11 protein-coding genes are annotated in these 13,494 nt (G+C 37.8%); 5 read left to right on the top strand and 6 right to left on the bottom strand.

Features of this window, described 5'->3' with window-relative positions:
• Positions 1-834: 834 nt before the first annotated feature.
• Positions 835-2,331 (top strand): hypothetical protein, encoded by a 1,497-nt coding sequence (locus PHT93_RS07245; protein ID WP_363318631.1) that lies wholly within the window; start codon positions 835-837, stop codon positions 2,329-2,331.
• Positions 2,332-2,764: 433 nt separating this feature from the next.
• Here the strand turns inward: PHT93_RS07245 and PHT93_RS07240 are convergent, their stop codons facing one another.
• Both PHT93_RS07240 and PHT93_RS07235 read right to left on the bottom strand, forming a co-directional pair.
• On the bottom strand, positions 2,765-3,694 hold the full coding sequence (locus PHT93_RS07240) for an endonuclease/exonuclease/phosphatase family protein (RefSeq protein WP_300241220.1): 930 nt from the start codon (positions 3,692-3,694) through the stop codon (positions 2,765-2,767).
• A 7-nt stretch (positions 3,695-3,701) separates the two neighbouring features.
• A complete protein-coding gene (locus PHT93_RS07235) occupies positions 3,702-5,045 on the bottom strand; it encodes a UDP-glucose/GDP-mannose dehydrogenase family protein (RefSeq protein ID WP_300241218.1) in 1,344 nt (447 codons plus the stop codon).
• A gap of 12 nt (positions 5,046-5,057) precedes the next feature.
• Here PHT93_RS07235 and PHT93_RS07230 point away from each other — a divergent pair, with 12 nt between their 5' ends.
• Genes PHT93_RS07230 through PHT93_RS07215 form a run of 4 tightly spaced genes read left to right on the top strand, consistent with a single transcriptional unit; the run spans position 5,058 to position 9,178 of the window.
• The gene (locus PHT93_RS07230) at positions 5,058-6,416 is read left to right on the top strand and encodes an O-antigen ligase family protein (RefSeq protein WP_300241215.1); all 1,359 of its coding nucleotides are present in this window, start codon (positions 5,058-5,060) and stop codon (positions 6,414-6,416) included.
• Positions 6,409-7,407, top strand: coding sequence for an NAD-dependent epimerase/dehydratase family protein (locus PHT93_RS07225; RefSeq protein ID WP_300241212.1), 999 nt, complete (start codon positions 6,409-6,411; stop codon positions 7,405-7,407). Before PHT93_RS07230 ends, PHT93_RS07225 begins: the two co-directional genes overlap by 8 nt.
• Complete coding sequence (locus PHT93_RS07220; RefSeq protein WP_300241209.1) at positions 7,404-8,150, top strand: WecB/TagA/CpsF family glycosyltransferase; 747 nt, start codon at positions 7,404-7,406, stop codon at positions 8,148-8,150. Before PHT93_RS07225 ends, PHT93_RS07220 begins: the two co-directional genes overlap by 4 nt.
• Positions 8,147-9,178: a glycosyltransferase family 4 protein gene (locus tag PHT93_RS07215; RefSeq protein WP_300241207.1), complete on the top strand. Its 1,032-nt coding sequence runs from the start codon at positions 8,147-8,149 to the stop codon at positions 9,176-9,178. Before PHT93_RS07220 ends, PHT93_RS07215 begins: the two co-directional genes overlap by 4 nt.
• Here PHT93_RS07215 and PHT93_RS07210 read toward each other — a convergent pair.
• Genes PHT93_RS07210 through pseF form a run of 4 tightly spaced genes read right to left on the bottom strand, consistent with a single transcriptional unit; the run spans position 9,175 to position 13,494 of the window.
• Positions 9,175-10,230, bottom strand: coding sequence for a sialidase family protein (locus PHT93_RS07210; protein WP_300241204.1), 1,056 nt, complete (start codon positions 10,228-10,230; stop codon positions 9,175-9,177). The genes PHT93_RS07215 and PHT93_RS07210 overlap by 4 nt on opposite strands.
• Positions 10,231-10,280: 50 nt before the next feature.
• Entirely contained in the window at positions 10,281-11,342 is a 1,062-nt protein-coding gene (gene pseI, locus PHT93_RS07205) for a pseudaminic acid synthase (protein WP_300241202.1), read from the bottom strand.
• On the bottom strand, positions 11,339-12,796 hold the full coding sequence (locus PHT93_RS07200) for a bifunctional UDP-2,4-diacetamido-2,4,6-trideoxy-beta-L-altropyranose hydrolase/GNAT family N-acetyltransferase (RefSeq protein ID WP_300241200.1): 1,458 nt from the start codon (positions 12,794-12,796) through the stop codon (positions 11,339-11,341). Before PHT93_RS07200 ends, pseI begins: the two co-directional genes overlap by 4 nt.
• A complete protein-coding gene (pseF, locus tag PHT93_RS07195; RefSeq protein WP_300241198.1) occupies positions 12,793-13,494 on the bottom strand; it encodes a pseudaminic acid cytidylyltransferase in 702 nt (233 codons plus the stop codon). Before pseF ends, PHT93_RS07200 begins: the two co-directional genes overlap by 4 nt.

Genomic DNA, 13,494 nt, shown 5'->3' with positions numbered 1-13,494 from the left:
GGCATAGGGTTGAGTATTTTATTCTTTAGACACTATAAATATACTCATTTTCAGTGATATATGAAAATCCCTATGCCTTTTTTATGCCTTAATAGCAACTCCTGTTTTTAACTTGCGAAACTTCAAGATTTAATAGAATAAAGAAAGTTAATATCCTTAGAACAAAGTTAATCCGTTTCTTCAAACAGATAGTATAACTCAAAGTAAAAATAGCCTTATCAATTGAGAAAAAAATCACGCACTTTATCCTTTTTTTAACCTACCTCCATTCGGTGTAGCACAGTATAGATGATATCAGTGCAAATACGTAGCACAAGCCGAATGGATACCCCTCAACAAAGGAGTTGACACTGATGCCCTATAAATGCAATAACAGATAATAATCAAAACAATATTTCATGAGTAACACGGCTTTTTCATTTAAACTTTGATTTATGGGTATAATCCCCCTACCCATGCCGGTGCGGTATTGGTGGAAATTCCATAGTTGTTAATCAATGTGTTACGAATATATCAAATCTAAATTTTTCTCATTTTTGGGACAGAAAATGCAACATATTAATGAAGCTTACCGATAACTCCCTTATTATCTCAACCGTACCTTTTCGCTTATCTGATACTTTTTTCCTTCTGTTCTTCCAAATGGCAATCAAATGTTAAAAACGAACGATAAGAAGAAACACCTAAGGCGGTGCTTCCGCATCGCTGCGCACGAATATAAGAGTTTTTACTACAACAACAAGCGATGAATAATATTTCTTAAATGAAAAAGCCGGGCATGAGTAAGACAAATAGAGACAAATAATATCAAGACCTCAATAAAAATATGTATTTTTGTCACAAACAGAACAAGTACCCATGTCGGTCAGGATTTTAACACTACTACCACTACTATTATTTATATTTTCTTCCTGTATAGAAAAGGATCTTTACAGAGGAAAAGAAACAAATGATAGCGATGATTCAGAAGAAACTATATCAGGTTCCTATGAAGCGTATCTATATCCTTTTGGTAATGAAATAAAAAATCCTGTAATTGAAATTCTGATCGAGACAAACGGAAATTTAGATTTGGATAAAGTTGACACAGAAATTCCTGTACTGAAATATAATAAATCCTGGTTGTTTTTATTAACACAAGACGACTGTAAACATGCAGCTTATTCGCGAACATGGGCTGCGATTAACGGTCGGCCCGTCTCTGGTTCTTTAGTGCTCCCAAATGGAAGTGAGCCTGAACTTTATTATGATGCCCGACAGCTTTATTTCGGAGACACTCCTCCTGATTCATATCTTGTAGGCAAGACCCTCGGTTCGACGGATGGCGCAGGAAACGAAGTTCGATTCCACTTTTCCACTACTATTGCTTCTGAAGAGGAATGGATGCATGCAAAAACAATTGTCGACAAAGGATTCACAGACAATTATTATCGTTTTTATATGAAATCAGGACTTATTTGGGAGAATGTAAAAGAGATGTTGAACTACGGAACCGGAATTGCCTTTCACGATGTTCTGACGGAATCGGTCAACAACGCAGATTCAATAGCTAAACATTATATAATTGCTCAAGACAGCATTCTCAAAAACCTGAATGGCAGAGGATGTAAGTTTTTAGCAGAGCCAAACGGAAACAAAACTTACATTACCGCTGCAACCGGATACAAACCTATTCAAACAATAACATTACAAAATGGCGGAATCAAGCTTTACCCCTTTCAGGTAAAGAATGATTTAGCCGGAAGCCTCATTGAAAGAGTTTTCTACTCTCCTGATGAGAATCTAAAACAAAACATCCAATCGCTTGTAAAAGAAAAGCAAGAAAACAGAGGAGCAATAGCTATTGGAGTCCATGGCACGGGAAAAGACTGGGTGGATTTTTTAATCTGGTTGAATAATAATTTTGGAAAAGATGGAGATGACTCCGTCTGGTTCCCAAATCAGGAAGAGTATTACGAATACAATTACTATCGCATCCACAGTATAATTACTAAAACCATTTCCGGAAACGCCCTGAAGATAACAATTCCTCTTCCGTCAGGTCAATATTTCTATTACCCCTCAATCACTCTCAACTTAAAAGGATTAACGGACGGGAATATAAAATCTATCCAAGCAAATGATGCGGTTTCTGGGCTATCTCATGCCGATTATAAAGAGGGGACAATGATTAATGTTGATTGTCGGCAGTTTTTAAAAGAACACGCTGAGCATTACGTTGAAGTTTACGAAAATAATAAATCAAAGACGGGCTTGAATGATGCCATTTATTTTGTCAATATGCTGAAAGACTCTCAGCGGAAAGAGGCGCTAATGGAGAGATTGAAGTGAATCTTTATGCTGCGTACAGTATATATCAATATCCAAATAAAAAAGTAACTTTACCTCCTGATTTAAGTCAGATATAAACGTACTAAAAATAAAAAAACAGGAACTGGATGAAAAGGTTATTGCATTTTCTCATCACCCACTTTACACATCTCCTGGACTGACAGCATTAAACGATCTGGGAATTCTGGAGCTTCTGTTTGCATATTCTTGTATCAAAGCGTGGATTGGGTAAGGATATAGCAAAGACGATAAAGGTTATCTTTTAATTTACACCTACCTCTAAATCATTTTTAACCTACCTCTAAATTTGATTAGACCTACCTCTAAATTTAGGTTAGTCGGGGGATTGATAATTTTCACTATTTATTCCCCTGTAAAAATTATTTTCATCATTAAAGGTTTACAATTGAAACCCGATCAATTAATCTGTCACCTATTTAGAGGAAATGACAAGATCTACAACGACAGGAAGATGGTCTGAGCCAAATTGTCCATCGACTAACTCATCGTCTAACACTCTATAATTTAAAACATCAACCTTTTCATTTACCAAAACATAATCAAGCCGCACTGTCGCCTGGTCACTAAATCCATGAAAAGTACCTTCGGGGCCACTTACCTTAGGGGATAAAGCTCTACTATCCTTTAACAGTTGATTATTTAACAAAAGAGCCAGGGTAGCAGATCCAGGAGTAGAATTAAAGTCACCGGTACAAATTACAGGATATTCACCTGCTAATTCTTTTATTTTAGCTTCTAATATAATAGCACATTGCGTCTTGGCTTCATGCCCTTCTTCAAAAACATAAAAGTGAGAATTAAAAACAAAGAAAACTGTACCCGTTGTTTTCACCTTAAACTTAGCCCATGTACATTTCCTCGGATATCCCGAATTCCAACTGTTTGACCCAGGAACATTCGGAGTCTTTGAATACCAAAAATCTCCACTTTCCAGCACCTCCAATTTATCTGTTTTATAAAACAATGCAGCATTCTCAGCTCGAGAATCATTCGTATGACCTCCCAGATCGAGCCCAAGTTTCTTGTAACCTTTTAAAGATTTTAGAAGATCATTTATTTGGAAAGTCAAAGCCTCTTGCGTTCCAATAATATCACAATCCATCTTTGAAACATACTTCTCAATCGTTTTAATACGATTCTCCCATTTTCTTTCATCTTCCACAGGAACAGATTTTTCAAACAATAAATTATACGAAACAACGCGCACACTATCGTCCAATAAAGGAGTAAAGGCATTACGACCCTCTATCAGGTTAGAAGGATCGACTGACATATCAGCCGAAGAAAAACAACAAAAAGTAAGAAGCATTGTAAACAATGCATAATAAATAAAATATTTCATATCACATTTAGTGTCTCTTATTAACGTTACATACTGAAGGACATCCTATATTATTATAAACAAAGCCTTTTTCTTCTAATTCCTTCGTATCATAAATATTACGTCCATCCAGAATAAGCGGTGTTTGCATCAGCTTTTTAATCGTATCCCACGAAGGCAACCTAAACTCCTTCCATTCTGTGACTACTAATAATCCATCGGTATCCAAAACAGTCTCGTAGATATCCTTACAGAAGACAACAGAATCTCCTAACCGACGCTTTGCCTCTTCCATTGCTACAGGGTCATAAACCCGAACTGTACATCCTGCTGCTAATAATTTGTCGATTAAAACCAATGAGGGCGCTTCCCGAATATCATCTGTCTCCGGTTTAAAAGACAACCCCCACAAAGCAATCTGTCTGCCCTTCAGATCTCCTTGAAAATAATCCTCAAGTTTTGTGAAAAGAATCGACTTCTGACGATCATTCACATCTTCAACCGCCTGCAGAATACGCATCGGATAGCCGTATTCTTTAGCTGTACTGATCAGGGCCTTGACATCTTTCGGGAAACAAGATCCTCCGTAACCACAACCGGGATAAAGGAAACGGCTGCCGATACGATTATCTGTCCCGATACCTTTACGTACCATATTTACATCAGCACCAACCAGTTCGCAAAGATTAGCAATATCATTAATAAAACTAATACGCGTTGCCAACATAGCATTAGCCGCATACTTCGTCATTTCCGCTGAAGGTACATCCATAAATATCACACGAAAATTATTCAGCAGGAAAGGACGATACAAGCGAGTCATCAACTCCTTCGCACGCTCTGTCTCTACTCCTACCACGACCCTGTCCGGGCTCATAAAATCTTTAACGGCAGCCCCCTCTTTTAGAAACTCGGGGTTAGAAGCTATGTCAAAATCAACTGTCACACCCCGCATATCGAGTTCCTCCTGAATTGTCTGTTTAATTTTCTTCGCCGTTCCGACAGGAACCGTACTTTTGGTAACAACCAATAAATAATTAGTGATATTCCGCCCAATCTCACGTGCCACATCCAACACATAATGCAAATCAGCACTTCCATCCTCATCAGGAGGCGTGCCCACTGCTGAGAACAAAACCTCAACATCATTCAGGCAGTCTTTCAGATCAGTAGTAAACCGCAACCTCTCCGCATGATAATTCCTCATCACCATCTCCTCAAGCCCAGGTTCATAAATCGGAATTATACCATTCTTCAGGTTATTTATTTTAGTTTTATCCACATCAACACAATAAACCTCCGTCCCCATTTCCGCAAAACAAGTACCCGTCACCAATCCCACATATCCTGTTCCTACGATTGCTATTTTCATTTTGTTAGTTTTATGTTCAAAGCAAAAATAATCACTCTTCGTGAAATAGCCTATCTTTGTATCATTAATATAAAACAACGAGCAATAAAGGGGGCTATATCGCGTTATTTTCATACTAAAGCAGAACGAGAAATCATGTTACAAGACACAACATCACGATTATTATATATACTATTTTTCGTTACATTACTTTTTGGAATATTACTTTATAATATTATTCGGTTTAAAGGTGCAGATGAATTATGTGCCCTGTTGTTACTGGTCATTTATATCTATCACGTTTTTAACACCAAAGACTGGGATTTCAGCAAAGGCTTCCTGACCACATTAGCGCTATTCCTGTTCTATCTGATCTACTCCATCACCATACAAAGCAACTCAACCAAAGGAATCCTGTTCGACCTGATCATCCAACTCAAGCCCTACTTGGCCTTCTTTACGATGTACCAGATGGCACCTATATTTTCCCAAAGGCAAAAAACAATACTTAAACAGACCTGTATCTTGGCTTGGTGGATTTTATTACCGATCGGACTTTTAGGCTTTCCTGACGAAGGCTTTTTTAGAAAAGTAATGGAGCACCCGACAAATTTTGCCACTTGCATCATGTCGCTTTCCATGGTCTATTTGTTATTCAGCAACTATACCCAAAAGGAGAAAATAGCTTTTATACTGATGCTTGCTATCGGTCTTGCCTCCGGACGATCCAAGTTTTACGGGTTTTTCGTACTTGCTACAGCCCTCATTTTTTATCTGAATAAGCCGGAACGACTAAAATTAAATTTCAAAACGGCATCTGTTCTTTGTGTAGTATTAGTCGGAATGTTCGTTGTGGCCTACGATAAACTCCAGCTTTATTTCATTACTGCGGCAACAGGCGAAGAGGAAGACTTGAAAGCCAGAGCAGTTTTGTATATGACTTCATTTGATATATTTAAGGATTATATGCCCTTTGGTAGTGGATTAGCCAGTTTTGGAACGCATGCTTCTGCTGTTTTTTATTCCAAAACGTACGAAGAATACGGCATAGATACGGTATGGGGGCTCAGTAAACAAATGTCTTCATTTATAGCCGACACCTATTATCCGTCTCTCGCACAGTTTGGCGTATTCGGTGCTTGCTGCTTTATCTTTTTCTGGATTTACATTATTGTAAAATCCTATAAGTATTTCAAAAAGGGACAGGATATTCAATATTTTTTATTAACCATTCTTATTACGTGCTATTTAGCTATTGAAAATGTAGCAGAAGCTTCTTTCACGAGCAATAAAGGATTTTTTATGATGATGCTTCTTGGCTTAATACTGGGGGTGCAAAATAATAAATCAAAGGAAATTGAAAATAAAAACAACATAAAGATCCATGAATAAAATATTAGTTACCGGCGGAGCAGGAATGATTGGCTCTAATTTAGTTAAACGATTAGTCAAAGAAGGAAAAGAAGTGTTCGTTGTGGACAACTTATGGCGCGGAAAATTAGCCTACCTGAATGATGACAAAGGGGAACCGGTTATTCCCCTGAACACCCATTTCTTTGAGTGCGATTTGTCTGTCGCAAATAGCTGTGACGATCTTGCATCAAAAGTAGAATGTATTATTCATTTAGCGGATATCGTAGCAGGGATCAGTTATGTATTTAATAATCAGGGAGACCTATTCAGACAAAATCTCCTGATCAACTCAAATGTCATCACTTCTGCGAGAAAAGCAAAAGACACACTTAAGGGGTTTCTATATGTTGGAACGGCTTGCAGTTTTCCGCTTACCCGTCAAAACAGTCTCGATGTTATCCCTCTGAAGGAATCCGAGCTCTACCCGGCCATGCCTGAATCTGCCTATGGATGGAGCAAACTGATGGGGCAATATGAAACGGAATTACTGGAAAAAGAAACAGGCATTCCTACCTGTGTATTGATGTTCCACAATATTTATGGTACTCCTTGTGATTTTGGAGAAAGGAGTCAGGTTATTCCGGCCTTAATCAGAAAAGCGATCAATTACCCTAAAGAAGAATTCATTGTTTGGGGCAGTGGCACACAGGGAAGAGCATTCATCCATGTTGACGATATTATAAACGCTTTATGCCTGGCCTTGGAAAAAGGCTGGAGCCAAGGTGTGATTCAAATAGGTCCGTCCGTCTGTACATCAATCAAAGAAATAGCGGAATTAGTCGTTGGCATATCCGGAAAAGAAATTTCCATCCAATATGATTTAACGAAGCCAGAGGGTGACAAAGCCAGAGCAGCAGACTATTCTAAGGCAAAACAGATTTTAGGTTGGGAACCTAAAGTTACACTAAGAGAGGGTTTAAGACAACAGTACGATTGGATAGCAAAAGAAATAGTAGAATCAACTCTATGAAACAATATTTTAATGTAAATCTGGAGTTTGACAAAACTAAAGTTGATAAGATTATTCAATCAACAATTGCGAATAAAGGGAAAGGATATGTTTGCTCAATAGAAAGTAACAATCTAACAATCGCCAATACTAACCCTGCATTCCTTAATGTTGTCAATAACGCTTTAGTAAATATTTGTGATGGTTCTAATATTGCACGTATTTTAGGCAGAATTCATAAACAGAATCTCACGTCTTATATTGGTGCGGATTTATTCACTAAGTATGTTTCTTTATGCCGATATAAACAGTATTTCTTAGGTAATACGGATGAAGTACTTGCAGGGTTAAGAACCAACCTATCAATGGTTGATCCTACGATAGAAGACATGCCATTCATCGGACTACCATTTAGGACTGTAGAAAATTTTGATTATCAAGAAATTGCCCACAGAATAAACGAATATAGTCCGGATATCATCTGGGTTTCTTTAGGCGCACCAAAGCAGGAAGAATTTATGTTTCGTCTTTTACCGTACATCGACAGAGGAGTCATGTTTGGTTTTGGCGCAATTTTTAATTTTAATGCAGGTGGAGCAGGACAGGTTAAAAGAGCACCGAACTGGATGTTAAAACTAAAATTAGAATGGTTATATAGAGCATTTGAAGAACCGAAGAAAAACATTCCACGATATGCAAAATTCATTAAAATATTACCGCGTTTAATTAACGATGAATACAATAGGATTAAAGAGAAAAAATGAACAGGCAAAGGGTTTTAATGATCGCTACTTCCAAAAAAACGAAGGGAGGAATTACAGCAGTTCTGAACATATATGAAAAGTTTCCATTCTGGGACAAATACCATGTGAAATGGCTTGAGACGCATTCCGATGGGAGTAACTTTCATAAACTAATGTTTGCAATCAAGGCTTACTTTATTAGTTTAACCATAATTCCACGTTATTCCATAATACACATTCATTTAAGTGAAGCTCCTTCATTAGTACGAAAGCTTCCTCTTTTTCTATATTCTAAACTATGGGGAAAAAAAACAGTAATTCATTTTCATACTAATACTATCAACAACACCTTCTTTCCTTTATATAAATTCGTTTTTAAAAACGCAAATGCTGTTATTACGCTTTCACGATCTGTAAGAGATTGGGTTATCAGTAGTCTTGGAGCCAAAAAAGAATGTATTGTAATTTACAACCCTTGCAGACAAGTCAATACTTTAAATATTGAGAAAGAAAAAATCGTTTTATATGCAGGTGTTCTAAATAAAAAAAAGGGATACATTGATCTAATTGAAGCTTTTGCACAAACAACAAAAGAGTATCCGGACTGGACATTAGTTTTGGCAGGGAATGGAGAAATAAAGCAAGGAAAAGAATATGCTAAAAAATCAGGCATAGAAGACCTTGTTATTTTCCCTGGATGGATTACTGGAGAGGAAAAACACAACTTATTTTCAAAAGCCTCTATTTTTTGCTTGCCAAGTTATGCTGAAGGCTTCCCTACTGCGATTTTAGACGCATGCTCTTATGGAATACCTTTCATTACCACTCCCGTAGGTGGAATACCTGACATTGTTATAGATGGGAAAAACGGCTATTTATTCCATCCTGGGGATATCGTTGAGTTAAAAGAAAAAATATCATTATTAATGGGAAGTACATTGCAACGACAAAAACTTGGTCATGCAGCAAAAGATTTATCACAGAACACATTTGGACAGAAAAAGATAAACGAGGAATTAGATAAACTATATCAGGGGTTATTGAACTAAAACTCTATAGGCTTTGTCATACAAAAAATCATATTTCTCCAATAAAAACAAATGAGATATTCCTTTTCAAGAAGCAATACATCTCCATATCCCAAATCGAAAGAACTATCAGTTATTAAAACTTCAGGTTCAGAGAGAAGAGCTTGATCAATTCCCATGGTAACCACAGAGAAATTAAAATTCGAAGTTGACGAAACATCCCGATAAGACAGAATAAAACGATCTTTAGCAAAAGTAAGAGAAGGAGCATGTCCTTGAATCGATATTTTTTCCCATGTCCATGTCATCCCGAAGTTTTCACTGATTCCGGCAAGTAGTTTTTTATCACCATTTTCCGCCTGACGACCAATGAGCAACATCTTTCCTTTATCATAGCCAATGGAAACTTCATTAATTCGCGTTCCGGGGTAATATGGGTTAATAGTTCCATCCAAACTGGTAACATACTCCCAGGTCTTCCCCATATCTTGTGATTTGACTAACCAAGAATTAGACCATTGATTATAACTCACTGAAAAAATTTCATTATTCACAAGCAACATATTCCCCCTTGCTCCACACAGATTGTTCTGTGATATATTAGGTAGTGTTGATAAATAAGTATAAGAGTGCCCATTATTTTTTGAGATAAGGCATTTCACATCTGATATTTCTTTCCCTTCAGCAGAGAAACTCCGTTCAAAGAAACGACAAAGTATAGTACCATCTGGAAGTCTCAAGAATTGCGGATCACGAGCATCAGCACCCGAAGCTGGTTGATAAATAATCTTTTTGTTAATCCATGTTTTCCCTTTATCTATACTCTCTTTCTGCATAAGAACACCATCATAACTCACATGAGTTTTACCTTCGCGATAAACAATAAAGATTTTTGGAAAATCAGCAGTTGCAGAAATAGAAGGAAAAGCTAAGTGAAAACCATCTTTTTTTTCGACTAAACTAGCATTTGTCAACGTCAAGAGAGTCCCAGAGCGTAATTCTCTTTCTACTTCCGCTTTAGAGCACGACAGTAACGTGAGAGCAAAAAACAATAAAAAGAGCTTATTTTTCATAAAATCATGTATGCCTCAATTTATTTATGGTATTAATTTGTTTCTATAGTCTATTTACGTTTTATAAATTTAAAATCAAAAGGGGTCCCGGTTTTTATATTACAAATTACTTCTTCACCCATTATTTCCGGTAGATATCTCGGAGCTAATCCATCTCCCGGCCGAATAGATTTTACATTTTCTTCCGTTATAATATCCCCCTTTTTCATGTCCTTAACTACAAAAAGAGATCGAGCAAATTTACGATTATTTTTCACTTTCTCAGATAATTCGTAAGAAACTTTCCCTAAGGCCTTTTCTACTTGCCTAATATCTTGAACCATTTTTTTAAACTCATCTTTTTCCATAGAAAAGGTAGAATCTGGCCCCCCAATAGAACGATCTAAAATAAAATGTTTCTCTACTATCCTTGCACCTAAAGCGACTGCAGCAACAGGAACTATTCCTTCCATAGTATGATCTGACAAGCCTACGGGGACGCCAAAGTCTTCGCGCATAGCAGGTATCATTTTTAGATTGGCTAATTCTATAGGCGCTGGATAAGAAGATGTGCATTTCAACATAGCAATATGTTCATTACCCACCCTTCTGCAGGCTTGTATAGCATCTTCAATTTCTTCACGGGTAGCAATACCGGTAGAAAAGATTACTGGCTTTCCTTTTGATGCAACATATTCGATCAAGGGAATATCCGTGATCTCAAAGCTGGCAATCTTATAAGCCGGTACATCCATTGTTTCCAAAAAATCGACAGCAGATTTATCAAATGGAGAAGAAAAAAAGACAAGCCCTTCTTCTTCGGCAATTTGTTTCAATTTAGGCTGCCATTCCCAAGTAGTATAGGCCTGTTGGTATAATTTATACAATGTTGTTCCATCCCACAAGGTATCTTGTTTTATCTGGAAATAAGGATTGTCACAGTCTATCGTTATTGTATCAGCTGTATAGGTTTGCAATTTTATTGCATCAGCTCCTGCCTCCTTTGCTGCACGGATTGTTTCAACAGCGATCTCAAAATTCTGATTGTGATTCGCAGAAAGTTCTGCAATCACAAACACTCGATCTGAATTCGGATCATTCAAGCAATACTGTTCAAATAAATTCATTTTCATAAACTATAATAATACTTCAACGTCTTTTCTTTTTCACAATCACAAGAGAGAAATCCAGCTTTCAAGAACAATTTCTGAGATGCAATATTATCTTCTTTTACATAAGCACAGACTAACTCCACTTCTATTCGTTCTTTTTTTAATTCCGACAAAGCCAGACGCAACATTTCAGATGCCAGACCAAGCCCCCTATATTCTGCCTGAAGACTAATACTTACCACCGCCTTGGCATCAGCTATATCCATACGTACCTGACCGACAAACGAATCACAGACAAAGAAAACAAAAAGTAACCGGTTTGTATTCTTTAGAACAGACAGAAACCAGTTGCTATGCTCCTGAAGTGTAATAGGATTCGTAGAGAAAGATTGTTTTCTGACTTCCTGATCATTGGCTAAATGAAAGAGCGGAATCAAATCTGCGTCCGTTGCCTTAGCTATTCTCATCTTTTTTATACAATGAGATGAAACGGCAGCCTTGCCAACACGTATTGCACCTTTACCATCAATAACTGATTGCCCCAAAAGAGAACGTTTTTTCCGTATATCGGCAGTTTCCAGAGCAGCTAAAGCATCCAGCAATTCATCAACCGACCATGGTTGAGTGGCATCAATATAAGTCGTAATAAAACCACTCTCTATCCAGCCCTTAATATTATTTTCCTGGTTGGCTGCCACCTTAAAAATAACGGTGGGTAATCCGGTTCGTCCCAATTCATTTATGGTTTGTCCGGCTGCAGAAACTGCCACATCAGCTTCCGCCATCAATTTCCCCATTTCTTCTGCTGTGACATTCCTGAAAAAGACAGTTTGCTCATCTCCGAGTAATTCTATTTTATTCGCTTCCGAAAAAGAAGATCCCAGAATCACATACTTTTTTACATCAGGATAGGCAGCGGTTAAAATAGGAAGAACTATTTGGCTAAGTCCCAAAAGGTCGGTTCCTCCAAAGGTTATCAGGATTGTTTCAATCCGCTCTTTGAAGAAAGTTCTTGGAGGCATATCCGGAAAAGGAGGGCGTAACAACACGTATTTTCGTCCAAGAAGAAGATCAGATTTGGCTTGTGAAGGATAGGTTAAGATTTCCGTACCGACAGTTCCGTTAACGATTATACCCGGAGGATAATCTATACGGTTAAAATCATCCAGAAAAAGGCAGGTTCCAACCGTTTCTGCAATTGACTCATATATGGTTTCGGCTGCCAAATAGGAATCTACCACAACGATATCACAAGCCGACAATCGTTCAATGAGTTGCTCTTCCTCTTCCAGCCAGTTCAGCACAACTGTATTATAATCCGCCAAAAGAGTTAACGCCGGTTTATCACCATTCAGAATAAAGGAAACATCAACATTATTAAGTTGCTGAAAAGCTTTGGCAATTGCCGTACAACGGGTAATATGTCCATAGCCGGTGTATTTGTATCCTTCGGTGACAATAACAGCCTTTATCATGGCGAGGGAAATTTTAATTTGTATTTTAGTTCGGCCAGTAACCAATCGGTTTCCGTATCAATGTCTTGTATGGAACGTTCATCTAAAACGATAGCTGTACCCTTTGCAGTAAAAAGCTTTTTCTCCGACAGTAATGTGTCCCGTTTGATCCAATAGAAAGTTCCCGTATCATGGTAAGCCGTTTTTAAATCCTGGCTACGCGTAAAAGCATATTCCGGCCATCTCATACTCAATATACCATCATCGGCAAGGTCAAGAGCCCGAAGGATAGGATAAGAAAAAGGGACAACCGCACAGGCAGAATCAAAGCCTCCTTCTGCTAATGCCGCATATCCAGCTTTCAGATCATCTATTGCCAGAAGAGGAGCTGTAGCCAACAAACAACAAAGGGTATCAAAAACTTCTCCCCGACTTTCATATTCCTGCACAACTTCAATCAAAACATCAGTCAAGGTAGCATAATCACCAGCCTTTTCTACTGAACGAAAGAAGGGAACCCTTGCCCCATATTCGACGGCAATCGCTGCAATTTCCTCATCATCCGTAGAAACCATGACTTCATCAAACAAACCGGAGCGAATGGCTATTTCTATTGAATAAGCAATGATGGGCTTTCCAAGAAAACTACGCTTATTCTTTCCGGGAATGCGTTTGCTTCCTCCACGGGCAGGTATGATGGCAAGTCTCTTTTTCGACAT

Origin of the sequence: Massilibacteroides sp., from assembly GCF_028705895.1 — a bacterium.
Lineage (GTDB): Bacteria > Bacteroidota > Bacteroidia > Bacteroidales > Tannerellaceae > Massilibacteroides.
The sequence above is the reverse complement of the archived record's forward strand: the minus strand, read 5'-3'. Positions and strand labels throughout refer to the sequence as shown.

What these genes read in the sequence shown, in the direction of transcription:
- PHT93_RS07235 (WP_300241218.1), bottom strand. Translation starts at nt 5,045, where the DNA reads ATGAAAATAGCAATCGTAGGAACAGGATATGTGGGATTGGTGACGGGT.
- PHT93_RS07215 (WP_300241207.1), top strand. Translation starts at nt 8,147, where the DNA reads ATGAACAGGCAAAGGGTTTTAATGATCGCTACTTCCAAAAAAACGAAG.
- PHT93_RS07240 (WP_300241220.1), bottom strand. Translation starts at nt 3,694, where the DNA reads ATGAAATATTTTATTTATTATGCATTGTTTACAATGCTTCTTACTTTT.
- pseF (WP_300241198.1), bottom strand. Translation starts at nt 13,494, where the DNA reads ATGTCGAAAAAGAGACTTGCCATCATACCTGCCCGTGGAGGAAGCAAA.
- PHT93_RS07200 (WP_300241200.1), bottom strand. Translation starts at nt 12,796, where the DNA reads ATGATAAAGGCTGTTATTGTCACCGAAGGATACAAATACACCGGCTAT.
- PHT93_RS07210 (WP_300241204.1), bottom strand. Translation starts at nt 10,230, where the DNA reads ATGAAAAATAAGCTCTTTTTATTGTTTTTTGCTCTCACGTTACTGTCG.
- PHT93_RS07220 (WP_300241209.1), top strand. Translation starts at nt 7,404, where the DNA reads ATGAAACAATATTTTAATGTAAATCTGGAGTTTGACAAAACTAAAGTT.
- pseI (WP_300241202.1), bottom strand. Translation starts at nt 11,342, where the DNA reads ATGAAAATGAATTTATTTGAACAGTATTGCTTGAATGATCCGAATTCA.
- PHT93_RS07230 (WP_300241215.1), top strand. Translation starts at nt 5,058, where the DNA reads ATGTTCAAAGCAAAAATAATCACTCTTCGTGAAATAGCCTATCTTTGT.
- PHT93_RS07225 (WP_300241212.1), top strand. Translation starts at nt 6,409, where the DNA reads ATGAATAAAATATTAGTTACCGGCGGAGCAGGAATGATTGGCTCTAAT.